At 71.1% G+C, this 22,407-nt stretch carries 22 protein-coding genes; 8 read left to right on the top strand and 14 right to left on the bottom strand.

Annotated elements, in window-relative coordinates; all coding sequences use genetic code 11:
- Positions 1-63: 63 nt before the first annotated feature.
- Positions 64-1,485, top strand: a complete 1,422-nt coding sequence (locus NDW01_RS39395; protein WP_252829635.1) for a pyridoxal phosphate-dependent decarboxylase family protein — start codon at positions 64-66, stop codon at positions 1,483-1,485.
- A gap of 111 nt (positions 1,486-1,596) precedes the next feature.
- Here NDW01_RS39395 and NDW01_RS39390 read toward each other — a convergent pair whose 3' ends face one another.
- The 6 genes from NDW01_RS39390 to NDW01_RS39365 all read right to left on the bottom strand — a co-directional run bounded on the left by NDW01_RS39390 (position 1,597) and on the right by NDW01_RS39365 (position 8,748).
- Positions 1,597-2,880: a protein kinase domain-containing protein gene (locus NDW01_RS39390; RefSeq protein ID WP_252829634.1), complete on the bottom strand. Its 1,284-nt coding sequence runs from the start codon at positions 2,878-2,880 to the stop codon at positions 1,597-1,599.
- 41 nt (positions 2,881-2,921) lie between these two features.
- On the bottom strand, positions 2,922-3,956 hold the full coding sequence (locus NDW01_RS39385) for a LacI family DNA-binding transcriptional regulator (RefSeq protein WP_252829632.1): 1,035 nt from the start codon (positions 3,954-3,956) through the stop codon (positions 2,922-2,924).
- Between the two features lie 103 nt (positions 3,957-4,059).
- The gene (locus NDW01_RS39380) at positions 4,060-5,487 is read right to left on the bottom strand and encodes a GH1 family beta-glucosidase (protein ID WP_252829630.1); all 1,428 of its coding nucleotides are present in this window, start codon (positions 5,485-5,487) and stop codon (positions 4,060-4,062) included.
- Positions 5,484-6,380, bottom strand: coding sequence for a carbohydrate ABC transporter permease (locus tag NDW01_RS39375; protein WP_308211871.1), 897 nt, complete (start codon positions 6,378-6,380; stop codon positions 5,484-5,486). Before NDW01_RS39375 ends, NDW01_RS39380 begins: the two co-directional genes overlap by 4 nt.
- Positions 6,377-7,342, bottom strand: a complete 966-nt coding sequence (locus NDW01_RS39370) for a carbohydrate ABC transporter permease (RefSeq protein ID WP_252829628.1) — start codon at positions 7,340-7,342, stop codon at positions 6,377-6,379. The genes NDW01_RS39375 and NDW01_RS39370 overlap by 4 nt, the downstream gene beginning before the upstream one ends.
- 92 nt (positions 7,343-7,434) lie before the next feature.
- Entirely contained in the window at positions 7,435-8,748 is a 1,314-nt protein-coding gene (locus NDW01_RS39365; protein WP_252829626.1) for an ABC transporter substrate-binding protein, read from the bottom strand.
- A 246-nt stretch (positions 8,749-8,994) separates the two neighbouring features.
- Here NDW01_RS39365 and NDW01_RS39360 point away from each other — a divergent pair, with 246 nt between their 5' ends.
- A complete protein-coding gene (locus tag NDW01_RS39360; protein ID WP_252829624.1) occupies positions 8,995-9,411 on the top strand; it encodes a TIGR03668 family PPOX class F420-dependent oxidoreductase in 417 nt (138 codons plus the stop codon).
- A gap of 25 nt (positions 9,412-9,436) precedes the next feature.
- Here the strand turns inward: NDW01_RS39360 and NDW01_RS39355 are convergent, their stop codons facing one another.
- The gene (locus tag NDW01_RS39355) at positions 9,437-10,411 is read right to left on the bottom strand and encodes a hypothetical protein (protein ID WP_252829621.1); all 975 of its coding nucleotides are present in this window, start codon (positions 10,409-10,411) and stop codon (positions 9,437-9,439) included.
- 22 nt (positions 10,412-10,433) lie between these two features.
- Positions 10,434-10,985, bottom strand: a complete 552-nt coding sequence (locus NDW01_RS39350) for a hypothetical protein (RefSeq protein WP_252829619.1) — start codon at positions 10,983-10,985, stop codon at positions 10,434-10,436.
- A 329-nt stretch (positions 10,986-11,314) separates the two neighbouring features.
- Here NDW01_RS39350 and NDW01_RS39345 point away from each other — a divergent pair, with 329 nt between their 5' ends.
- A complete protein-coding gene (locus tag NDW01_RS39345) occupies positions 11,315-11,905 on the top strand; it encodes a WxL domain-containing protein (RefSeq protein ID WP_252829616.1) in 591 nt (196 codons plus the stop codon).
- 16 nt (positions 11,906-11,921) lie between these two features.
- Here the strand turns inward: NDW01_RS39345 and NDW01_RS39340 are convergent, their stop codons facing one another.
- Positions 11,922-12,518, bottom strand: coding sequence for an HAD family hydrolase (locus NDW01_RS39340; protein WP_252829615.1), 597 nt, complete (start codon positions 12,516-12,518; stop codon positions 11,922-11,924).
- Between the two features lie 159 nt (positions 12,519-12,677).
- Between NDW01_RS39340 and NDW01_RS39335 the strand changes: the two genes are divergently transcribed.
- A complete protein-coding gene (locus tag NDW01_RS39335) occupies positions 12,678-13,355 on the top strand; it encodes a TetR/AcrR family transcriptional regulator (RefSeq protein ID WP_252829613.1) in 678 nt (225 codons plus the stop codon).
- A 69-nt stretch (positions 13,356-13,424) separates the two neighbouring features.
- Here NDW01_RS39335 and NDW01_RS39330 read toward each other — a convergent pair whose 3' ends face one another.
- The 3 genes from NDW01_RS39330 to NDW01_RS39320 all read right to left on the bottom strand — a co-directional run bounded on the left by NDW01_RS39330 (position 13,425) and on the right by NDW01_RS39320 (position 17,491).
- Positions 13,425-13,994: a ferritin-like domain-containing protein gene (locus NDW01_RS39330; RefSeq protein ID WP_252829611.1), complete on the bottom strand. Its 570-nt coding sequence runs from the start codon at positions 13,992-13,994 to the stop codon at positions 13,425-13,427.
- Between the two features lie 74 nt (positions 13,995-14,068).
- Positions 14,069-16,216 carry an MMPL family transporter gene (locus tag NDW01_RS39325; protein WP_252829609.1) on the bottom strand — a complete coding sequence of 716 codons (2,148 nt, stop codon included), beginning with the start codon at positions 16,214-16,216 and terminating at the stop codon, positions 14,069-14,071.
- 165 nt (positions 16,217-16,381) lie between these two features.
- Positions 16,382-17,491: a thiolase C-terminal domain-containing protein gene (locus NDW01_RS39320; protein ID WP_252829607.1), complete on the bottom strand. Its 1,110-nt coding sequence runs from the start codon at positions 17,489-17,491 to the stop codon at positions 16,382-16,384.
- A 94-nt stretch (positions 17,492-17,585) separates the two neighbouring features.
- Between NDW01_RS39320 and NDW01_RS39315 the strand changes: the two genes are divergently transcribed.
- The 3 genes from NDW01_RS39315 (at position 17,586) to NDW01_RS39305 (ending at position 20,173) form a co-directional block, all read left to right on the top strand.
- Entirely contained in the window at positions 17,586-18,383 is a 798-nt protein-coding gene (locus NDW01_RS39315) for an SAM-dependent methyltransferase (protein ID WP_252829605.1), read from the top strand.
- A 208-nt stretch (positions 18,384-18,591) separates the two neighbouring features.
- A complete protein-coding gene (locus NDW01_RS39310; protein WP_252829603.1) occupies positions 18,592-19,083 on the top strand; it encodes an Lrp/AsnC family transcriptional regulator in 492 nt (163 codons plus the stop codon).
- A 109-nt stretch (positions 19,084-19,192) separates the two neighbouring features.
- A complete protein-coding gene (locus NDW01_RS39305) occupies positions 19,193-20,173 on the top strand; it encodes a DMT family transporter (protein ID WP_252829601.1) in 981 nt (326 codons plus the stop codon).
- Here NDW01_RS39305 and NDW01_RS39300 read toward each other — a convergent pair.
- Both NDW01_RS39300 and NDW01_RS39295 read right to left on the bottom strand, forming a co-directional pair.
- Positions 20,127-20,426, bottom strand: coding sequence for a Dabb family protein (locus NDW01_RS39300; protein ID WP_252829599.1), 300 nt, complete (start codon positions 20,424-20,426; stop codon positions 20,127-20,129). The two genes, NDW01_RS39305 and NDW01_RS39300, sit on opposite strands and share 47 nt — an antisense overlap.
- Before the next feature lie 73 nt (positions 20,427-20,499).
- Positions 20,500-21,732: an amidohydrolase family protein gene (locus NDW01_RS39295; RefSeq protein ID WP_252829597.1), complete on the bottom strand. Its 1,233-nt coding sequence runs from the start codon at positions 21,730-21,732 to the stop codon at positions 20,500-20,502.
- 62 nt (positions 21,733-21,794) lie between these two features.
- Here NDW01_RS39295 and NDW01_RS39290 point away from each other — a divergent pair, with 62 nt between their 5' ends.
- On the top strand, positions 21,795-22,307 hold the full coding sequence (locus NDW01_RS39290; RefSeq protein ID WP_252829595.1) for a MarR family winged helix-turn-helix transcriptional regulator: 513 nt from the start codon (positions 21,795-21,797) through the stop codon (positions 22,305-22,307).
- The last annotated feature ends 100 nt before the right edge of the window (positions 22,308-22,407 follow it).

The following is a 22,407-nucleotide window of genomic DNA, read 5'->3' as shown; positions in this document are numbered from 1 at the left end:
GTGAGGCCGGTGCCCGGGGATTGGCCATCGACACGCGGCGAACCGGCGTGTTCCGCTACCCGTATGACGCACCCACTCGACGACGCCCACGCGACCGGGAAGGCCCTCGAACTGGTCGCGGAGGCGGCCGTCCCGTACCTGGACTCCCTGGCGACCCGGCCGGTGAACGAGCCGGGCTCCGAGGCGTTGCTCGGCGGGCTCGGCGGTCCGCTGCCCGAACGGGGTGACGGCACGGTCGACGGCGTCGCGCGCCTGCTGCGGATCGGCACCTCCGCGGCCACCCACTCGGCCGGGCCGCGGTTCTTCCACTTCGTCGTCGGCGGCAGCACGCCCGCCGCGCTCGCCGGTGACTGGATCGCCTCGCTCCTCGACCAGAATCCGGGCAACTGGGCGGCCTCGCCCCTCGGCACCCAGGCCGAGACGGTGGTCCTGGGCTGGCTGAAGGACCTGTTCGGGCTCCCCGAGTCCTACGGCGGGGTGCTCACCACCAGCGCCACCTCCGCGAACTTCACGGCGCTGTCGGCGGCGCGGTTCTGGTGGGCGGAGCGGCACGGCGTGAACGTCACCGCCGACGGACTGGCGGGATTGCCGCCGATGCCGGTCTTCTCCAGCGGATACGTCCACGTGAGCACGCGCAAGGCCCTGCAGATGCTCGGCGTGGGGCGGGACACGGTGCGGAGGTTCGCCCGGGACGACGCCGGCCGCGTCGACCTCACCGCGCTCGACCGGGCGCTCGCCGAGGCCGACGGCCCGGCGGTGATCGTGGCGAACGCCGGCGACGTCAACACCGGCGACTTCGACCCGATCGACGAGATGGCCGACCTCGCCCAGCGGCACGGCGCGTGGCTCCACGTGGACGGCGCGTTCGGGCTGTTCGCCGCCGTGTCACCGCGCACGCGGCACCTGGTGAGCGGGATCGAGCGGGCCGACTCCGTGATCAGCGACGGCCACAAGTGGCTGAACGTCCCGTACGAGAGCGGGTTCGCGTTCGTACGGGACCCGGCGCTGTTGGGCCGGGCCTTCGGGGCGTGGGACGCGCCCTATCTGCCCGGGGAGGGGGATGAGCACGTCAACTACCAGTTCCTCGGGCCCGACTCCTCGCGCCGCGCGCGGGCCCTGCCGATCTGGGCGACGCTGCGCGCGTACGGGCGCGAGGGGCACCGGGCGATGGTGGAGCGCCATCTCGACCTGGCCGCGCACCTCGGCCGGCTCGTCGAGGAGGCCCCGGACCTGGAACTGCTCGCGCCGGTCACACTGTGCGTGGTGTGCTTCCGCTACCGGCGGCCCGGCGTGGCGGACCTGGACGCGCTGAACGCCCGGCTGGGCGCCGAGTTGCTCGCGGACGGGCGCGTCTTCGCCGGTACGACCGTCTATCGAGGGATCACCGCGCTCCGGCCGGCGATCGTGAACTGGCGGACCACCGAGGCCGACGTCGAGCTGCTGGTCTCGATCGTCCGGGAGATCGGCGCGCGGCTCACCGGGTGAGGGCGGCCGGCGCGCGGCTCGCGGATGACGGTCGAGCGGCTCGTGGCTCGCGGCTCGCGGCTCGCGGCTCGCGGATGACGGTCGGGCGGCGCGAGGCTCGCCGGGTAAGGGTCAGACGGCGGGCAGTTCGTGGAGCAGCGTGTCGGCGCGGCTCTGCGTCAGGCCGCCCTCGCCCAGGCGCGTGACGATCTTCTGGCGGAGGTCCGTGCACCGCTGCCGCAGGTCGACGCGCTGGCCGGCGGCGACCTCGTTCGTCAGCGCGGTGATGATGTTGTCGAGGTCCACGGCGACGTCGGACCGGACCTCCCGGACGGCCATGCCCTCGTCGACCGTGCGCCGCATCCGGGTGAGCGCCTCGACCGTGCCGGCCGGGGTCGGCGCGGTACGGGCCCGGACCTGGCGGGCCGTCGGCGGCGGCGACGGCGGTGGGACCGCGGGGGCCGCCGAGGACGATCCGGGGGGCGTGGCGCCCGGCGTGGCAGGTCCCGAGGTCACGGGCGCGGGCGACGGGGAGGCCGTGGAGCCCACCGGGCCGGACGGGGCGGTCAGCGCGGCCCTGGAACCGTCGTCGCCGGAGCCCAGCACGATGGCGATCACCGCGGCCGTGACCGCGGCGGCGGCGCCGGCGGCGATCGGCACCCGGCGCCGCTGGACGGCCGGGGCGGTCAGCACCCGTGTGATCGGGCGCACGGCCCTCCGCGGCGTGACGGCGTCGGGGCCGGCGACGGGCTCGGCGTCCACTCCCAGCGCCTTGGCGATCTCGGCCGCGGTCGGCCGGTCCGGCGCGGACGGGGCGACGCAGCGTGCCTGCAGGCCGCCGAGGGTCTCTCCCGGCCCGGGACGGCGGCCCTTCACCGCCTCGAACCACACGATCCCGAGGGAGTACACGTCGGCGGAGGGCGACAGGTCGTTCTCGGGCGGCAGGTAGTCGGGCGTGCCCATCCGCGCGTCACCGGCGATGCCGAAGTCGAGGACCTTCACCCCGGACGCCGTGACGAAGACGTTGGTGGGCTTGATGTCCCGGTGGACGATGCGCGCGGCGTGCGCGGCGGCCAGCGCGGAGGCGATCTGTCCGATCACCCGCTCGACGTCGGGGACCGGGCGCAGGTCGGCGAGCGTCGAGCCGGTGAGCAGCTCCATCACGATGTACGGCGTGTCGCCGGACTCGCCGTAGTCGTGCACCGTGACGATGTGCGGGTGGGACAGGGCGGCCGCCGCGCGCGCCTCGTCCCGGAACCTCCTGCGGAACTCCGGGTCCCGTGCCAGCTCCGGGTCGATGAGCTTGACCGCGACGTTGCGGACCAGGACCTCGTCCCGGGCCAGCCAGACGGATGCCATGCCACCACGGCCGATCCGCTCGCGGAGGCGGTACCGGCCGGCCAGAAGCGACTGCATCGGCTCAGTCTTCCCCAACTCCCGCGTTTCGCACGAGCTTTCTAGTGTGCCCCCGATCTTCCGTTGCCGAGAGAGGAGGCGCGGGCCACCAGGTGGGTGTCCAGGATGACGACCGGGCGATCGATCTCCTCGCCGCGGATGCGGGCGACCAGCAGCCGCGCCATCTCCCGGCCCATCGCCTCCAGCGGCTGGTGCACGGAGGTGAGGGGCGGGTCGGTGTGCCGCGCGATCGAGGAGTCGTCGAACCCGACGACCGCGACCTCCCGGGGGATGTGGACTCCGCGCTCCTTGAGCACCCGCATGGCGCCGACCGCCATCGGGTCCGACGCCGCGAAGACGGCGTCCAGCGCCGGTTCGCGGGCGAGGAGCTCGAGCATGCCGCGTTCGCCGGACTCCTCGCTGAAGTCCCCGTGCACGACCGGCCCGGTGAGCCCGACGGCGGCGAGGGCGTCGTGGTACCCGTCGAGACGGTCGACGCCGACCTGCATGTCCTGCGGGCCGCCGATCGTGGCGATCCGGCGGCGCCCCAGGCCGATGAGGTGCTCGACGGCCTGCCGGGCGCCACCGCGGTTGTCGGCGTCCACGCAGCTCACCGGGACCACGCCGACGGGCTTGCCGCCGAGCACGGTCGGCACGCCGTTCTCCTCAAGGTGACGCGGCAGCGGGTCGCCGCCGTGCAGGGAGATCAGCAGGACGCCGTCGACGTGCTGGCCGGTGAGGTAGCGCTCGAACCGCGCGTGCTCCTCCTCCGACTGGGCGATGACCAGCAGCAGCTGCAGCCCGGTGTCCGCGAGACCGGCGCTGATCCCGCGGATGATGCCGGCGAAGTACGGCTCGCCGAAGACGCGTTCCTCCGACTCGGACACGAACAGCGCCACCGTGTCCGTACGGCGCGTGACCAGGGCGCGGGCCGCGCGGTTCGGGACGTACCCGAGCTCGTCGATGGCCCGCAGCACGGCCTCGCGCGCCTCCGGGCTGACCTTCGGCGAGCCGTTGATCACCCGGGAGACGGTGCCGCGGCCCACGCCGGCCCGTGCGGCGACGGCCTCGAGGGTCGGTCGCCGCCCGCTCGTCACGTGCTCTCCGGCCGGGGCGCCGAGAGCGCTCTCTCGCCCGCAATGAGCCGGTGCACCGGAAGTGCCCGCGACGGCGGGCGACGCGATGGTCGGTCGACAGTGTTCACAGGCTCATTCTGCCGAGCCCGCCCTGCCCGATCACCGAGGAGTACCACTGCGCGCTGGTCTTGGGGATCCGCGCCTGGGTCAGGAAGTCGACGTAGACGAGCCCGAACCGCTTGGCGTACCCCCAGCCCCACTCGAAGTTGTCCATCAGTGACCAGCAGAAATAGCCGCGCAGGGGCACGCCCGCGCTGATCGCGGTGTGGCAGGCGCGCAGGTGCGCCTCGATGTAGGCGACGCGGTCGGGATCGTCGACCCGCGGCCCGTCGCCGTTGTCGCCCTCGGCGACGACGTCGTCGAAGGCCGCGCCGTTCTCCGTGACGTACAGCGGCACGGACGGGTACTCCTCCGCCACGCGCGTCAGCACCTCGGACAGCCCGGACTCGTCGATCTCCCAGCCCATCGCGGTGACCGGCTTGCCGACCTGGACGAACCCGACGTGCTCGCTGCCCGGCCACGGCGACGCCTCGGCGAACGGCGAGGTGATCGCGCGCGCCGCGCCCTCCTTGCCGGTGACGAAGAAGCGGTTGTAGTAGTTGATCCCGAGCTGGTCGACCGACCCGCCGATGATCTTCATGTCGCCGTCCCGTACGTCCGGCGCGTAGTCGCCCAGGTCGGCGATGACGTCCTGGGGGTACTCGCCGCGCAGCAGGGCGTCGAGGAAGAGGCGGTTCTGCAGCCCGTCGATGCGCCGGGCGGCGTCGAGGTCCTCCGGCGCCTCGCTGGCCGGCGACACGGCGTACAGGTTGACCGACGCGCCGACGTTCCGGCCCTCCCCGCGCAGCGACTGCGCGGCGAGGCCGTGGCCGAGCAGCAGGTGGTGGGCGGCCCGCATGGACGCCCCCGGCTCGCGGCGGCCCGGCGCGTGGTCCCCGGACGCGTACCCGAGGAACGCCGCGCACCACGGCTCGTTGATCGTCGTCCAGTTGACGATCCGGTCGCCGAGCGCGTCACAGAGGAGCTGGGCGTACTCGGCGAAGCGGTACGCCGTGTCGCGCTCCGGCCAGCCTCCGGCGTCCTCCAGGGCCTGCGGCAGGTCCCAGTGGTAGAGCGTCGGCCAGGGCTGGACGCCCGCCTCGAGGAGCGTGTCCACGAGGCGCCGGTAGAAGTCCAGGCCCTTGGCGTTGACCGGTCCGCGGCCGTCCGGCAGTACGCGCGACCAGGAGATCGAGAACCGGTACGCCGACAGGCCGAGGGAGGCCATCAGCGCGACGTCCTCGCGGAACCGGTGGTAGTGGTCGGTGGCGACGTCGCCGGTGTCGCCGCCCAGCACCTTGCCCGGCGTATGGGCGAAGGTGTCCCAGATCGACGGCCCGCGCCCGTCCTCGTCCGCCGCGCCCTCGATCTGGTACGCCGCGGTGGCCGCGCCCCAGACGAAGTCGGTGGGGAACCTGATCTCCGTCTCCGCGCGTGATTTCTGGATCGTCATGCCTTCACGGCCCCTTCCATGATTCCGCTGATGATCTGGCGGCCGAATACCACGAAGACGATGAACAGCGGGATGGTCGCCACGACGGTTCCGGCGAACATCAGCGTGTAATCGTTGAAGTAGGCGCTGTTCAGCAGCGCCAGGGAGTACTGGACGGTCGGGTTGTCCGGGTTCAGCACGGCCCGGGGCCAGATGAACTCGTTCCACTGCTGCATGAAGGTGAACAGCGCCAGCACGGAGGCCGCGGGGCGCAGCGCGGGCAGCACCACGCTCCAGAAGATCCGGAACGTCGACGCGCCGTCGACGCGGGCCGCCTCGACCAGCGCGTCCGGGATGGCCTGCGAGGCGTACTGCCGCATCATGAACACGCCGAAACCGGTGACGAGGAACGGCACGATCACCGCCTGGAGCTTGCCGGTCCAGTGCAGGTGCACCATCACCATGTACAGCGGGATGAGCCCCATCTGCACCGGCACCATCATCGTGGCGACGACGATCAGCAGGAGCGCGTTGCGGCCCTTGAAGCGCAGCTTCGCGAAGGCGAAGCCGGCCAGCGACGCGAAGAACACCGTCGACAGGGCGATGACGGCCGAGGCGATCGCGGAGTTGATCAGCGCCTTGGCGAAGTGGGCCTGCTCGTTCTCGAAGACGCGGCGCAGGTTGTCGCCGAGGTGCTGACCGGCGATGAACGGCGGCGGCACGGCGCCGACGACCGCGTTGGTCCGCGTGGCCACGACGAACATCCAGTACAGCGGGAACGCGGACAGCACGATCGCGAAGATCAGCACGATGTACGTGAGCGGGCTGGCCTGCCACAGCCGCGCCGAGCCGGCGACGGCCTGCCGGGAGCCGCGGACGACGGCGCGCCGGGAGCGTCTGGCGGCGTGCTTCACTTGTCCTCACCTCCGGCGAAGCGGCGGATCAGCAGGAAATTGACGAGAGAGAACACGAGGATCAGCAGGAAGAGCATCCAGGCGACCGCGGAGCCGTAGCCGTACTGGAAGCGGTTGAAGGCGTTCTCGAACATGTACATCGCCACGGTCTGCGACTGCCGCAGCGAGCCGCCGTTCATGTAGCCGAAGTTGAACAGCAGCGGCTCGGTGAACAGTTGCAGGCCCCCAATGGTGGAGATGATCGAGGTGAAGATGATCGTCGGGCGCAGCATCGGCACGGTGATCCGCCAGAACTGCTGCCGCCGGGACGCGCCGTCGATCGCCGCGGCCTCGTACAGGTCACGCGGGATCGCCTGCATGCCGGCGAGGAAGATGAGCGAGTTGTAGCCGGTCCACCGCCAGTCGACCATGGTCGAGATGGCGACCCAGGAGCCCCAGCGGTTCGCCTGCCAGTCGATCTTGTGGACCCCGAAGAAGTGCAGGATCCAGTTGATCATTCCGTAGTCGCGGCCGTACAGCTGGGTGAACACGATGGCGACCGCCGCGACGGACGTCACGAGCGGCAGCAGCACGCCCATCCGGAACAGCGTCTGGAAGCGCAGCCGCCGGTTGAGCGCGTTCGCCAGCAGCAGCGCCAGGATCAGCTGCGGCACGGTGGCGATGACGAACATGCCGAGCGTGTTGACGACGGCGTTCCAGAACTGGTCGTCGGTCATCAGCCGCGTGTAGTTGCGCAGGCCGATGAACTTGTGGTCGCCGATGATCTCCCAGCGGTTCAGCGAGACCCAGAACGTGTAGCCGAGCGGGAAGAGCCCGAACGCCAGGAAGAGGATGTAGAACGGCGAGATGTAGAGGTAGGGCGAGTACTTCAGGTCCATCCGGGCGAGCCGGGCGCGAAAACCGCGCCGCTCGTGAGGCGCGGCGCGAGGTGCGGCCGTTGCGGGCCGCAGGTCGACAGCCATCCAGCAGTTCCTTTCACGAAGAAGACGGGCGAGCGTGGAGACGGGCGGCGCCGGCCGACGCGTCCTGGGGAAGGCCGGCGCCACCCGTCGGTCTACAGGCCCGCCGCCTTCTTGGCGTCGGAGACGGCCTTGCTCCAGCCGGAGGACGAGGACAGCTTCTTCTGCGCGATCGCGCGCAGGTCCGCCTCGACCGCCTGCCGGACCTCCTGGTTGTCGGACCCGAGGTAGACCGGCTTGAGGCCCAGCGCGGTCGTCCCGTAGATCTGGCCGACCGGGGCGTTGTTGAAGTACGGGTTGTTGAACGCCTTGACCGACGGGTCATTGAGCGCCTGCGGGGAGGACGGCAGGTTGTTGGCCGACTTGAACGCGGCGATCTGGCCCTGCGGGCTGGTCAGGAACTTGGCCAGCTCGGCCGCCTCCTTGGGGTGCTTGCTCTGCTGCGGCACGGCCAGCCAGGAGCCGCCCCAGTTACCGCCGCCGCCCGGCACGCCCGCGACGTCCCACTTGCCCTGCTGGCCGTCGCCGCCGTACTGCTTGATGAGGCCGAGCATCCAGGCCGGGCAGGGCGCGGTGGCGAAGGCGTCCTTCTTCAGCGCCTGGCTCCACGGGTCGGACAGGAACTGCACGCCGTTGGCGAGCCCGGCGTCCGACATCTTCACCGTCTCGTCGAACGCCGCCTTCACGGCCGGGTTCGACTCCATGATGAACTTGTTGCTCCGGTCGAAGTACGTCTGGTTGGAGGTCTTACCGGCCTCCTGCATGAGGATGGTGTTGTAGTACGTCTCCGGGCTGTCGATGAACTTCGTGTCGCCGCCGACCCTCGAGGTGAACCGCTTGCCGACGTTGATGAAGTCGTCCCACGTGGGCCAGAGCTTGGTGACCTCGTCGCGCTGCGTGGGCAGGCCCGCCTTCTTGAACAGGTCGGTGCGGTAGCACAGTGCCATGCTGCCGACGTCGGTGCCGAGGCCGATGAGCTTTGAACCGTCCGCGCTGATGCCGGCCTGCCACTTCCATGGCAGGTAGTTGGTCTGCAGCGACGACGCGCCGTACTGCTTCAGGTCGACGAACTTGTCGGGCTGCGCCATGAACTTGTTGACGATGCCCTCTTCGAGCGCGACCACGTCGCCGGCGCCCGCGCCCGCCGCGATCCACTGCTGGAGCCGCGGGGTGTAGTCGTCGAGCTTGGGGACGTTCCGCTCGTTGATCTTGATGTTCGGGTGCTGGGCCTCGAACTGCTTGAACAGATCCTGGTAACCGAAGTTACCGAAGTCGTCGACGTTGAGCGTGACCTTCGCGCTCGAGCCGTTGGAATCGTCCGACTTTCCGTCGTCGCTGGAGCACGCCGACGCCGCCGCGAGCGCGGCGGACAGCACGATCGCCAGGGCGCCGACTCGCCCGCGATGCATGTTGACCCTCATGACGGACCCCTCTCAGGTCGTCTCCATAGGCGGGGGGTTGATCGGGCTCCTCGGGAACCCGCGGTGTTCTGTGGGAGCGCTCCCACGAAGGGAAGCCGGGAGGCGTAGGGGATGTCAATAGCCCGAAACACATTCGTTACGCGGACGTCACGTCCTCCTACCCTGCGGCGACACGGTGCCTCCGACCCCCGCCGCCTGCGCTCTCGCCCGGCCGACCCGTGGCAACCTCGGAGAATGAGGCTTCCGGAGCAGATCGCGCGCACTCGTTTCGCGGCCGCGCGCGCCGCCCGCATGGCGACCGTCGACGAGACGGGGCGTCCGCATCTGGTCGTCATGACGTTCGCCGTGGACGGCGACCGGATCTACTCCGCCGTCGACGCCAAGCCGAAGTACACCCGGGATCTCAAACGGCTGCGGAACATCCAGGCCGACCCCCGCGTCACCGTGCTGGCCGACCACTACGAGGACGAGTGGTCCCGCCTCTGGTGGGTACGCGCCGACGCCACCGCCCAGATCATCGAGGACCCGGAGGCCATGGCCGCGCCGATCGGCCTGCTCTGCGAGCGCTACCGGCAGTACCGCGCCAATCCCCCGGAAGGCCCGGTCATCGCCCTGACCGTACAGAAGTGGACCGGCTGGTCCGCCTCCTGACCACCGCGGATTCGCCTCGCGCCGCCTACGACCGCCTCCTCGGGCGATAGCGGCGCAGGAGCCACAACGCCAGGACGACGGCCGGTACGGCCCCGCCCACCATGAGCCCCTCGGTCAACCGGCTGGAGCTCAGCCGGATCGGCGATCCCGCGGTGTCGTTGACGGCCGGAAACGTGAGAGTCGCCGATACGGTCCGCTTGATCATGCCGCTCTGCAGCGTCAGCCGGGCCTTCCACGGACCGCTCGGCAGTCTGCGGTCCAGGACCACGCTCACCGGTGCACTGTCGCCCGGGACCAGGGTGGTCCCGAGCGTCGCGGCGAACGGGCCGGCCTTCATCTTGCCGGGGCCGTCCGACAGCGTCAGGGCACCGCCCATCTCGAGGACCCGACCGCCCGAGTTACGGACCTGCGCGAGAACCTCCGGGCTGCCGTCCTTACGTCGCGCGGGCGTCAGGCTCGTGATCTGGAAATCAGAGGCGGGCTCCCCGCCCGGTCCGACGTCGAGGAAGGTGCGGACACCGACCCTGTTGATCACTCCGAGGTTGTGCCGGGCGTCCGGCAGAGCCTCGGCCTGAGCCCAGACGACACCGTAACGCTCTCCACGCGAGGCCGACGGCGGGACCTTGATCGTCACGCGTGCCGTCCCCTCGCCGTGCGGGGACAGATCGAGCGACGGCTTGTCGAGCGACATCCATGTCGTCAGCTCGTTAGGGGTCCGCCCGATCAGTGGGATGAACCTGTGCTTGAGGACCTGCGCCGCGCCCGCGTAGAGCTGTACTCGCAACGGCCTGGTGGACGCGTTCTCGACGAGTATCCGCCGGTGGATGGTCGTACCGGGCGCTATGTGGTCGACGATCTGATAATAGGCACGGGGATCCTTGCGGCGTACGACCGGTGCTTCCAGCAGACGGATTCCGAAGCGACCGTGCGCGTCGTGCGACGCCACCGCCGCGGACGCACTGCTGGTCGTGTTCATGGAGAACACGACCAGCAACATCATGGTCGACCACGGTGATACGGGATCATGCGACCGAATGGGTCACCGTCCCGGTGTAGGTCCGCCCCGCTGTCGCGGTGACGGGAATGGCCACGGTCAGGGCCGGACTCCAGGATGCGGTATTGCCGCCGACGCCGCCGGTGTGGGTGTAAACGGGCTGCGGCGTAGTGCTCAAGGTCTGCGTGGTCGGCGTGAAAGTACCGTCTCCGGTCGTCGTGGCGGCGCCCGGCACATAGGTCACGGCGGACGGCGGGATCGCGGGGACGTCGGCTCCTCCGTCGAAGGGCGAAGCCGAAACGCTCGCCGTCCAGGACGCGGGGTTGGCGCCCCGAGCGTCGGTGACCGTCACCGTGCCGAACACCCCCGCGGGGTTCGTGACGGTGGCGCCGGGCGCCCCGTTGTTCAGCGCCGCCGTGTCCGGAACGGTCAGCGACAGGTCTCCCGCGTTGACGGTGAACGTGGTGATGGTGCCCGTGGAACAGCCCGTCGGACTCCCACAGGTACCCGCGCTCACCGGCTGCGACGCGGTCACCCCGAGAACGACGGCACCGGCGACCGTCAGCGTGATATGACGCACTTATCCCTCCTCGCATGGAATGCTCGATCATAAGGAAACGCGACCGGCCGACGCTGATGCAAAGAATTCCGTTTCGCCGTCGCTCGAAGATCGCAGCCATAGGCTACCCACTCGACACGTCGCCTACACCGCGTGAAATCTCGTTCGCAGCACCACGGTAAGCCGCCTTGAAGTCCATTTCCGGGCACCACTCGGTCTGCGTCCGATTTCCAAATAATCCAGACACTTCACTTCATCGGCTCCCGTGACGATCCGAACTACGTCCCGGGATTCACCACCGGCGTGTCCCGATGGAACCTGAACGGGAGCCGAGGTAGAAGGATCGTGCGATGAGACCCGCCGGGAAGCCGATCGGCGGTCGACGGGAGGCAGCGGACCGGATGATTCCTGAACGCCGCAGACGCGTTCTGACACTGTGGGCGACCGGCCTGATCGGTCATGCGCCGGCACCGCCGGCCAACGCCTCCGCCGACCTCGACTCGGTGATGGCCCTGCATGTCGGAGCCGTGACGATCACCGCTCCGACGTCGTTCTCCCTCGGTGCGGCCAGGCCAGGACAGACGACGGTGAGCCGGCTGGAACCGGTCCGGGTCGATGACACGCGCGGACCAGGCGCCGCCGACTGGACCGCCACCGTGTCGGCGACCGAGTTCAGCCCTGGCAGCGGAAGGGCCATAACGAAGGCCCACATCTCCTATTGGTCCGGTCCGGCCATTCGAACGACCGGCGACGGCGTCTTCATCCCCGGGCAGCTCTCACGGGGAAGAGCACAGTCGCTGAGCACGCCCCGGGTCGCGTTCAGTCATCTCGAAGGCAGCGGCGAGAACTCTGCGAGCTGGCGCCCGACCCTGGTGATCTCCATTCCGGACACCGCAGCCGCCGACGAGTACGCCGGCTCGATCATCCACTCGGTCGCCTGACGCCCCGCCGCGGGCGCTATGCGGTGGTGAGGGCGCGTACCTGGTCGACGGAGCGGAAGACCTCGGCGCGCATGCCGACCTCGCGTGCGGCGACCACGTTGACCTCGGCGTCGTCGATGAACAGGCAGTCCGCCGGCGCGACCCCGAGCCGCTCGGCCGCGATCTCGAAGGCGCGGTGGTCGGGCTTGGCCACGCCGATCGCGCAGGAGTACGTTCGCGCGTCGAAGTGCGCGAGCCACTCCCCGTGCCGCTCCTCGAAGACCGGGACCAGGTCGGCGATGATGTTCGACAGCAGGCCGAGCCGGCGGCCCTGGCGCGCCAGCTCCCCGACGAGGGACACCATGGCCGGGTCGGCGTTGGTCCAGCTCGCCAGGTCGGCCCCGATCAGCGCGTCGATCGTCGCGGGCGCGAACCGCACGCCGACGCGATCGGCGACCGCCGTCCAGTACTCCGCGCTCGACTGCCCCGCGTCGTACGGTTTACGGAGGGCCCAATAGGCGTCCCACAGCGTGTCGGAAGCGACTCCGGCGATCTCCTCGATCCGGCGCTTGGCCTCGGGCGTCTGCTGCAGCGCGATGACACCGAACAGGTCGAACACGATCGCAGGCGGCATGCGGTCCTCTCCTCGGGGCGGTGACCAGGGGCGATGCGAGCCTATGCCGTGCCGACGCCGCCTCGCGACGGCGGGCGGCCGCGACGATCGTTCAACCGGTGACCAGACGTGAACCCATCATTTGAACAAGCGGTTGGGCGGACAGGCCATAATGAGGGGGTGACGACCACGCGCAAGGACAACGGACGGCCGCGGGCCGATGCCCGCACCGGCTCCTCGGGGGGCGCCCGCCGTCGCGCGAAGGGCTCTACGGCACTCGCCTCCGAGCGCCGCGAGCACCTCGTGAAGCTCGCCGCCGAGCTGTTCGCCGAGAAGGGCTACCAGGCCACGACCGTCCGCAACATCGCGGACGAGGCGGGGATCCTGTCCGGGAGCCTCTACCACCACTTCGACTCCAAGGAGTCGATCGTGGACGAGATCCTGACGTCCTTCTTCGACGAGCTCGCGACCGCGAACCAGGCGGCCCTGGCCAAGGGCGGCGACCCGCGCGAGGTCCTGTCCGAGCTCGTGCGCATCTGCTTCGGCACGCTGATCCCGCACCGCGCCGCCATCATGGTGCTGCAGAACGACTGGAACTACCTCAAGCAGTTCGACCGGTTCGACTACCTCGCCAAGGCCGAGGGCGAGACCGAGCGGTTGTGGGTCGGTCAGATCGAGCGCGGCCAGGAGACCGGACTGTTCCGTGAGGACATCGATCCAAAGCTCACCTACCGCATGATCCGCGACACCATCTGGGTGACGGTGCGGTGGTTCCAGCCCGAGGGCCGGCTCGACGCCGAGGGCCTCGCCGACCACTACATCAAGGTCCTCTTCGACGGCATCTCCCGGCATCGCTGAGACCGTGCCGGGCGTCTCGGTGCGATGCCGTCATCGCCCGAGGCGCCCGGCGCGGTCCCGCCGGTGCCGTCAGACCTCTCGCGGGCTCTCGTTGAGCCTCCTGAGCTCCTCCGGAAGGCGTTCGAGCAGGCCACGCAGGTCGTCGGCGTGCTCCTCCTCCTGGGCGAGGATCGTCTCGAACACCCGCTTCGTCGTCGGATCCTTGTCCCCGATCCACTGGATGATCTCGGTGTAGGACATGATCGCGACGCGCTCGGCGACGAGGTCCTCCTTGGTCATCTCCACCAGGTCGAGGCTCCCGGCGTACTCGGCGTGCGCCCGGGTCGCGAGAGTGTCGGGGTTGAAGTCGGGCTCGCCGCCGAGCTGGACGATGCGTTCGGCCAGCATGTCGGCGTGGTTCTGCTCCTCCTGGGCGTGCTCCAGGAACTCCCCGGCGACCGCCTCGGCGTGGATGCCGGTGGCGGTGAAGTAGTGCCGCTTGTACCGCAGTACGCAGACGATCTCCGTGGCCAGCGCCTCGTTACAGACCTGGATGACGCGCTCCAGGTCCGCGCCGTACGCGTCGGTCACGGGCCCCTTGTCGATCTCGGTCTTGGCCCGCTCGCGGATCGTCTTGATGTCGGTCAGGAATTCGGCCATGGCGTTGGTACCTCCCGCCCCTGACCTACCTCAGCGGGCACGATCTACACCGGCGATCGGCCATTCCCTCGCGCTCATCGGCCCGACTCGACGCGAGCGGGTACGGCCGGCGCCGCGGCGGGCGGCTCGGCGACGGGCAGCAGGCGGGCGAGCCACCCCGGCAGCCACCAGTTCACCGCGCCGAGCAGCTCCATCACGGCGGGGACGAGCACCATCCGCACGACCGTCGCATCGACGAGCACGGCCACGCCCAGGCCCAGTCCCATCTGCTTGACCGCGATGTCCGCGCCGAGCAGCACCGACAGGAACACGCACACCATGATGGCCGCGGCGGCCGTGATCACCCGGGCGGTACGGGCCAGCCCGCGGGTGACGGCCTGCCGCGTGGGCAGGCCCGCGTCGTACTCCTCCCGGACCCGCGAGATGAGGAACACCTCGTAGTCCATCGACAGCCCGAAAAGGATGGGGAACATGAACAGCGGCACCCACGCGGTCACCGGCATCCCGGTCGGGAAGCCGAGCGCGTGCCCGAGCCATCCCCATTGGACCACCGCGGTGAGCACGCCGTACGCCGCCCCGATCGACAGCAGGTTCATCAGCGCGGCCTTGATCGCGATCGCCACGGACCGGACCAGCACGAGCAGCAGGATGAGGGACAGCCCGACGACCACCGCGATGAGCCACGGCAGCCGGGAGACGACCGCGTCGGCGAAGTCGATCGTCCCGGCGTTCGGCCCGCCGACGTAGACCCGCGGGCCGCCGGCGCGGTGCCGCCCGCTCATGGCGTCGCGCAGCCGGTGCACGAGCCTCGGCGTCGCGGCGTCCTGCAGACCCGTCCGGGGGTACGCGACGAACATGGCCGTGGTGCCGTCCCCGCTGGTCCGTACGGGCGTCACCGAGGCGACTCCCGGCGTACGGCGCACCGCGTCGGCCACCGGCCGTACGTCACCCGGCAGCCGGACCACCATGACCAGCGGCGCGTCGTACCCGGCGCCGAACCCGTCGGCGAGGATCCGGTGCGAGGCGTACGCGCTGGTGTCGTGCGGCTGGGTGCTGGAGTCGGTGAAGCTCAGCCGCATCGACAGCGCCGGCACGGCCAGCACAAGCAGCGCGATCGCCGAGACCGACAGGGCGGCGACCGGACGCCGCTGGATCACCCCGGCCCACCGCTCGGACAGGGGCCGGCGCGCGTTCCGGCGGGTCAGGGACCGCAGCCCGAACCGGTCGATGTTCCGGCCGGTGAAGCCGAGCAGCGCGGGCAGCAGGGTCACGGCGGTGACCATCGTCATCAGCACCGTCAGCGACGCGGCGACGGCGACGGCGTTCAGCAGCCGCTGGTTCATCACGAACAGCCCCATCAGCGCGACCACCACGGTCGTGCCCGCGAACAGCACCGACCGCCCCGCGGTGGCGATCGCGACCACGGTCGCGTGCTCCGGGTCGGCGCCGTCCTCGGCCAGGGTCTCGCGGTAGCGGGTGACGATGAACAGCGCGTAGTCGACGCCGACGCCGAGCCCGATGAGGCCGGCGACGATCGGCGTGAAGCCCGGCGCGGGCAGCAGGTGGCCGAGCAGGGATATGCCGGCCAGGCCCGTGCCGATGCCGAAGATCGCCGTCACGATCGGCAGGCCCATCGCCAGCAGCGACCCGAACGCGACGAGCAGCACGATCACGGCCGCCAGCAACCCGATCCCCTCGGTCGGCCCGCCGCCGGGGGTCTCGACGTTCACGACGGCACTGCCGCCGAGCGCGAGGCTGAGGCCGTTCCCCGACGCCCTCCGGACCTCGGAGATCATCGCGGTGACGTCCCCGACCGGCACGTCGTCCGCGTTCACGTCGAGCTGGACCGGGGCGAACGCCGTCCGGTGGTCCGGCGACACCTGCCCGGGCACCTGGTACGGCGAGCTCACCGACACGACGTGCGGGGCGCGGGCGAGCTCGCCGAGCACCCTCTCCACTCGTGGCCGCGCGGCCTCCACCCCGCCGTCGGCGCGGACGGCCAGGGTGAGCGTGTCACCGCCCCGGCCGGGAAAGTGCTGCTCGATCAGGTCCTGCGCCTGGGCGGACTCGGCCTTGCCGCCGGAGAAGTCGTTGTCGGCCGGCGCGGCGAAACCGAACCCGACCGCGATGACGATCGCGGCGCCGACCGTCCAGGCCGCGAGGACCAGACGCCTGCGGCGGTAACAGAAACGGGCCAGCCGCGCGAGCGGTCCGTCGTACATGGGATCACCTCATGGAACGTGTCAATGGCGTCCCGAGGGTCGCGGCCGGTCGTGCCCCCGCGCGTCAGCCCGGCGATGACACTTCCCGCCCCCCATACTCCCCACGGAGTACGAGCCCCTCCTCTCCCGTACGGAGCGGCCCGCAGCCTGCCGGTTCGCCCGGGCTCACGTGGCGGTGGCAGGGCGGATGAGGAGGGCGGCGCTGCCGTAGGAGCCGCCGAAGCCGGTGCAGAGCGCGACCTCGGCTCCGGGGACCTGGTTCACCCCGTCGCCGCGCAGCTGACGGACCGCCTCGGCGACGTTGTTGAGGCCGTGAACGTACCCCTCCGACAGCAGCCCGCCGTGCGGGTTCACGGTGGCCAGGCCGTTGTGGAGCGTCTCGGCGAGGTCGGCTCGGGTGCAGAGCCCGAAGTCCTCCAGCTGGCGCGGGACCAGCCAGGAGTAGGCGTCGTAGAGGAGGGCCACGTCCACGTCGGCCGGCGTCATCCCCGCCGCGGCGTAGAGGGGGCCGGCGACGTGGGAGGAGAAGATCCTCGTGACGTCGCCGGCCTTGTCCATGGCCGAGGCGCCCTGGCCACCGCCCCGTACGACGGCGTGGATGCGCGGCGCGGCCGGTGCCCGGTCGGCGGACGTGATGACGAGCGCGCAGGCGCCGTCCGTCTCCTGGCAGCAGTCGGCGCGGCGCAGGGGTGAGGCCACCGGCGGGCTCGCCCGGTAGTCCTCCATCTCGCGGCGCAGCGCGCGGGGATTGGCGGCGGCGTGCGCACGCGAGCTGCGGACCACCGCGCGCAGGTCATCCTCGGTGAGGCCGGTGTCGTGCAGGTAGCGCTGGGCGGCGAGCGCGAACTGCTGCACCGGTCCGGCCGACCCGTACGGGTGGGTGAACTGCTCCTCGACGCCCTCCCCCAGCTTCAGGGAGAGGGTGTTCATCCGCCGCCCCGAGCGGCCGTTCAGGGCCCGGTAGACCAGGACCGTACGGGCCAGACCCGCGTCGATGAGCATGGCGGCGTCGCCGAGGATCGAGGCGCACTGGGTGCCGCCGCCGTGGATCTCGTTGTGCCAGCCGAGCTCGATCCGCAGCTCCCGGGCGACGTGGATCACCGGGGCGGAGTCGCCGAGATGGTAGCTGAGCACCGCGTCCGGCCGCTGCCCGGCCTCGTCGATCGCACGGCGGGCGGCCTCGACGGCGAGTTGCAGCTCGGTCCGCCCGGAGGCGCGGGACAGGGCCGTCATCCCCACCCCGGCGATCGCCGCCTTACCGGAGAAACCCTGCATCCCGCCAGCATGCCTGAGCGAGTGCTTGCTCACCAGGCCGCGTAAAAAACTCGAACGTGTCTGTTCGAAGATCCATGAGCGGCATACTGGCCCCGTGACAGCAGACGACGACCGGGTGTCCACCGCCATCGACGTGACGGTGCCGAGTTCGGCGCGGATGTACGACTACGCGCTCGGCGGGAAGGACAACTACGCGATCGACCGGGAGACCGCCGACCGGATCTTCGCCGCGTTCCCCGCGCTGCGCGAACTGGTGGTGGCCAACCGCGGTTTCCTGCAGCGGGCGGTCCGGTTCGTCGCCGAGCAGGGCGTACGGCAGTTCGTCGACCTGGGCGCGGGCATCCCGACCTCGCCGAACGTCCACGAGATCGCCCGTGAGGCCCACCCGGACGCCCGCATCGTGTACGTCGACCACGACCCGATCGTCGCTGCGCACAGCAGGGCCCTGCGGGCCGACGGAGACGCCGTCACGGTCATCGAGGCGGACATCCGGCGGCCCGACGACGTCCTCGCCGCACTGGAGGACAAGAAGGTCATCGACTTCGACGAGCCGGTCGGCATCCTGTTCATCGACGTGCTGCACTTCATCACGGACGAGGAGGACCCGGCCGGGATCGTCGCGCGCTTCCGTGACCGCTTCGCCCCGGGAAGCCACCTCGTGCTGTCCATCGCGTGCCGCGACGGAGTCGACCCGGAGAGCACGGCCAAGGTCACCGCGGCGTACCAGAACGCCACGACCCCGCTCATCCCGCGCACGCGGGAGCAGATCGAGCCGCTCTTCGCAGGCTTCGAACTCGCGCCGCCGGGCCTGGTGAGCATGGCCTGCTGGCGCGCCGACGGACCGGAGATCCCGGGCGGGCTCGCGGGCGTCGCCCGCAAACCGGCCGGGTGAGCCCCGAGGCTCGCTCCGGCCCGCTGTCCCGATCACGGTGTGATGCCCGTCGGGTTGACGACGACGAGTTCGGTGTCGCCGCCGTCCCGTTCCATCAGGTCCAGGCGGCCAGCTCGGCGATCACCTCGAATATCCTTCGGCGAAAGGGCCGATCGGCCGACGTAGCGCGTACGGCGTTCGGCTTGAGGGACGAGGTGCGGAGGATCACATGGACGCGGTGGATCAGGCGATCCTGCGACGGCTGCAGCGGGACGGCCGGCAGACGAACCGGGAGCTGGCCGAGGCGGTCGGGGTCGCGCCGTCGACCGCGCTCGAACGGACGCGGGCGCTGCGCGCTCGCGGCGTCATCACGGGCTTCCACGCGGCGGTGGACCCGGCGGCGCTGGGCCGCAGCGTGCAGGCGCTGATCTCGATCCGGATCCGGCCGCAGTCCCGTGAGGCGATCGAGTCGGTGCGCGACACCATGGCGGCGCTGCCCGAGACGCTGGGCGTGTTCGTGGTCACGGGGAACGAGGACGTTCTGGTCCACGTCGCGGTGCCCAGTACGGCGTACCTCCGCGACTTCGTGCTCGACCGGCTCGCCCGGCGCAAGGAGTTCGTCGACGTCCGGACCACGGTGGTCTTCGACTACGTGCAGCCGGTCGAGCAGTCCGAACTTCCAGCGGCGGATGACCGGAGAAGCCGAACTCCGTACGCCTGATCCGTCGCGATCCCGCCTTGAGCCGAATGAACAACAGCCACCCTGTACTGCACCGAACGAACATCGAGGGCTCAGCCAATTATCCGTACTTTCGCCTAGCTTCTCCGGCATGGAGCAACGAAATGACCTGTTCGGCGTTGGACTCGTGCTGGGGGCCGGGGTGCTGTGGGCGACGGTGGGGCCGGCCCAGGTGTTCGCGGACTCGCCGGCCGGGCCGGTCGCGCTGGGCGGGGCCCGGATCCTGGCCGGCGGGCTGGTGCTGGCGCTGGTGGTCCTGGCGACGCGGCGGGACGCCTTCCGTACCCTGACGCGGAGCACCTGGCCGTCCCTGCTGGCCGCCTCCTGCGCCACCGGGGTCTTCCAGGCGGCCTTCATGAGCTCGGTGGCCCGTACCGGCGCGGCGGTGGCCACGGCCGTGACGTTCGGCGTGGTGCCGGTCAGCACCGGCGTCGTCGAACGGCTCGCGCTCGGCACCCGGCTCTCGCGCGGGTGGGCGGCCGGCACGTGCGCCGCGATCGCCGGCTGCGCCCTGGTGATGACACCGGACGGACCGGTTCACGTGGACACGTACGGCGTGCTGCTCGGCGTGGCGTCCGGCGGCTGCTACGGGGTCTACACGGTGGCGGCCAAGCGGCTCACCGGCGGCCGCGCCGACATGACGGCGGCGGTCGCGGTGACGCTCCTCATCGGCGGCTCGTTCCTGGCACCGTGGACGCTGTCGCGGCTGCCGGCCCTGGGCACGGCGCGCTCTCTCCTGGTGGTGGGCTGGCTGGGCCCGGTGACGGCGGCGCTGGCGTACTCGTTGTTCGTGGCCGGGCTGCGCCGGGTCACCGCGGCGACGGCGGGCACGCTGTCACTGGCCGAACCGCTGGTCGCGACGGCGCTGGCTGTCCTGTTCCTGGGCGAGCGGATGTCCGTTCCGGTCGCGGCGGGGTCCGTGCTGCTGCTCGGGGGGCTGGTGATGGTCTCGGTTCCCGGGCGTCCCTCCCGGCGCTCGGCGCGCGCGGGAGGGCTCCCGGACGGGCCCGCGGACGCACCGCGGGTCAGAGTTCGTACTGGACCGCGGCGCGTTCGGCGAGGATCGGCGTGACGTACTCGTCGATGACGGCGCGGTGCACCGGGTGGTCGCGGTACACGAGGTAGGCGTCGCGGTCGGCGAAGTCCGCGACGACGGCGAAGTCGAAGTTGCCGGGGTTCACTCCGGCGTCGGCGCCCACCTGGTACGCCTCGATCTCGGGGATGGCGCCGGGCAGGGCGCTCAGCCGTTGCTCCAGGTCCCGCTTCCGCTCGTCCGTCGCGTTCTCGTTCCAGCGGAACATCACCACATGCCGGAATCCGGCCATGTCGCCTCCTCGATCGATGCTTCGCCGACGACGATACGAGAACGCCTCCGGCGGGCGGCGATCGCCACCCGGTTCACGCCGCGAGGTGCGCGGCCGAGCGTTCGGCCAGGTCGAACGCCCGCCGCAGGTCGGCACGCACCAGCCGCCCGTCCCGCTTGACGATCTCCCCGCCGACCAGGACGGTGTCCACGTTGCTCAGGTCCGCCGCCGTCACCACGGCGGTGATCGGGTCGCGCAGCGGGACCAGGTTCGGGGTGTCGGTGCGGAGGAGCACGAGGTCGGCCTGCTTGCCGGGCCGCAGGGAGCCGATGCGGTCGTCGAGGCCGAGCGCGGCGGCGCCGTCGAGGGTGGCCATCCGCAGCACGTCGGCCGCCGTGACGGTGGGGTCGTCGGCACGCGCCGCCGCGAAGGCCGCGCGCATCAGGCCGAACATGTCGCCCCCGACGCTGGTCACGGCGTCCGCGCCGAGCGTCGTACGGACCCCGGCGGCGCGCAGGCGGCCGACCTCGGGGCGGCCGAGGCGCATCTGGTCCTCCAGGACGGGGGAGACCGAGGCGGTGCCGCCGGTGTCGGCGATGAGCGTGAACTCCTCGTCGGTGACCCCGTTGAGGTGGATGTAGGTGGTGTCCGCGCCGAGCAGGCCGTGGTCGCGCAGCCGCGTGATCGGACCGGGGCCGTTGACGTGGACGCTGATCCGCAGGCCCAGCTCACGGGCGAGGCGCCACTCGGCCTCGGCGGCCTCCATGGTGGCGAGGCCGGGTCCCCAGGCGGCGAGCGTCATCGACACGCGCCCGCCGACGAGGCCGAGCGCCCGGCGGACCTCGTCGGGCCGCTGCGCGTCCGGTGCCGGATGGGCGTAGCCGAAGACGGCGCGGATGCCGGAGTCGCGCAGGGCGGCGACGGCCGCGTCGGTGTGGTCGGGTGAACGCTGGATGTGGGACCAGTCGAGCAGCGTGGTGATCCCGGAGTTCAGGCATTCGAGCGCGCCGGCGAGGTCGCCCGCGTAGACGTCCTCCGGCCGGAAGCGCGGCGTGGCGCCGTACACGATCGCCTCGAGGTACTCGCCGAGGGAGGCGTACGGGGCGGTGGACCGGAGCACGCTCTGCCAGGTGTGCCGGTGGGTGTCGACGAACCCGGGGAGCACGACGCGGTCCCGCGCGTCGATGACCTCGGCGCCCGCGGTGGGCAGGCCGGGGCCGACGGCGGCGATCACACCGTCCTCGATCAGGAGGTCGGTCGCGGGCATCGCGCGCGGTGCGGGCTCGGTGTCGACGACGAGGCCGTGCTGAATGAGGATCCGGGACATCACTAACCTTTCAAGAAAGCTTTTCGGAAAGCTACCATGCTCGGCGACTAGGCTCAACGGCCATGGAACGGCGGGATCGCGTGGACGCCATGCTCGCGGCCTGGCGCGCGGAGGACCCCGAGGTCGCGACACTGACGCTGGAGCTGACCAAGCGCGTCGGGCGGCTGTCCGCGCTCTGCTCGGAGGCCACTCAGCGGGCCCTGGAGGAGTTCGGCGTCACCTACGCGGAGTTCGACGTGCTGGCGACCCTTCGCCGGTCCGGCCGGCCGTACCGGCTGAAGCCCGGCACGCTGGCGGAGTCATCGATGCTGACGACCGGCGGAACGAGCAACATCCTGCAGCGGCTCGGCGCGGCGGGCCTGGTGCGGCGGGAGCCGGATCCGGACGACCGGCGCAGTTCATGGGTGCGCCTGACTCCGGAGGGCCTCGAGCTGACGGGCCGGATCGTCGCCGCGACCGGCCGCGCCCACGAGACGCTGTTCGAGGGGGTCCCGGAGGGGACGGGACGAGCGCTGGCGGACCTCCTCCGCGAGGTGCTCCTCACCCTCGGCGACGAGGCTCCGCGCAGGCGCTGACCACGAACGACAGGGCGGCCGGGCCGTGCGCCCGGCCGCCCGTCGCGGGGCCCTTCAGGCCCAGGACACGCCGCCCATCGCAGCCTCCTTCCCCGGCGCC

It is taken from the genome of Actinoallomurus soli (assembly GCF_024055715.1).
Taxonomy (GTDB): domain Bacteria; phylum Actinomycetota; class Actinomycetes; order Streptosporangiales; family Streptosporangiaceae; genus Actinoallomurus; species Actinoallomurus soli.
The sequence above is the reverse complement of the archived record's forward strand: the minus strand, read 5'-3'. Positions and strand labels throughout refer to the sequence as shown.

Bases quoted from the DNA above. Each gene is read 5' to 3' on its own strand.
- NDW01_RS39325 (WP_252829609.1), bottom strand. From the start codon at position 16,216: ATGTACGACGGACCGCTCGCGCGGCTGGCCCGTTTCTGTTACCGCCGC.
- NDW01_RS39300 (WP_252829599.1), bottom strand. From the start codon at position 20,426: ATGGCCGGATTCCGGCATGTGGTGATGTTCCGCTGGAACGAGAACGCG.
- NDW01_RS39310 (WP_252829603.1), top strand. From the start codon at position 18,592: ATGGACGCGGTGGATCAGGCGATCCTGCGACGGCTGCAGCGGGACGGC.
- NDW01_RS39305 (WP_252829601.1), top strand. From the start codon at position 19,193: ATGGAGCAACGAAATGACCTGTTCGGCGTTGGACTCGTGCTGGGGGCC.
- NDW01_RS39320 (WP_252829607.1), bottom strand. From the start codon at position 17,491: ATGCAGGGTTTCTCCGGTAAGGCGGCGATCGCCGGGGTGGGGATGACG.
- NDW01_RS39295 (WP_252829597.1), bottom strand. From the start codon at position 21,732: ATGTCCCGGATCCTCATTCAGCACGGCCTCGTCGTCGACACCGAGCCC.
- NDW01_RS39370 (WP_252829628.1), bottom strand. From the start codon at position 7,342: ATGGCTGTCGACCTGCGGCCCGCAACGGCCGCACCTCGCGCCGCGCCT.
- NDW01_RS39340 (WP_252829615.1), bottom strand. From the start codon at position 12,518: ATGCCGCCTGCGATCGTGTTCGACCTGTTCGGTGTCATCGCGCTGCAG.
- NDW01_RS39395 (WP_252829635.1), top strand. From the start codon at position 64: ATGACGCACCCACTCGACGACGCCCACGCGACCGGGAAGGCCCTCGAA.
- NDW01_RS39330 (WP_252829611.1), bottom strand. From the start codon at position 13,994: ATGGCCGAATTCCTGACCGACATCAAGACGATCCGCGAGCGGGCCAAG.
- NDW01_RS39345 (WP_252829616.1), top strand. From the start codon at position 11,315: ATGAGACCCGCCGGGAAGCCGATCGGCGGTCGACGGGAGGCAGCGGAC.
- NDW01_RS39290 (WP_252829595.1), top strand. From the start codon at position 21,795: ATGGAACGGCGGGATCGCGTGGACGCCATGCTCGCGGCCTGGCGCGCG.
- NDW01_RS39360 (WP_252829624.1), top strand. From the start codon at position 8,995: ATGAGGCTTCCGGAGCAGATCGCGCGCACTCGTTTCGCGGCCGCGCGC.
- NDW01_RS39380 (WP_252829630.1), bottom strand. From the start codon at position 5,487: ATGACGATCCAGAAATCACGCGCGGAGACGGAGATCAGGTTCCCCACC.
- NDW01_RS39365 (WP_252829626.1), bottom strand. From the start codon at position 8,748: ATGCATCGCGGGCGAGTCGGCGCCCTGGCGATCGTGCTGTCCGCCGCG.
- NDW01_RS39355 (WP_252829621.1), bottom strand. From the start codon at position 10,411: ATGATGTTGCTGGTCGTGTTCTCCATGAACACGACCAGCAGTGCGTCC.
- NDW01_RS39390 (WP_252829634.1), bottom strand. From the start codon at position 2,880: ATGCAGTCGCTTCTGGCCGGCCGGTACCGCCTCCGCGAGCGGATCGGC.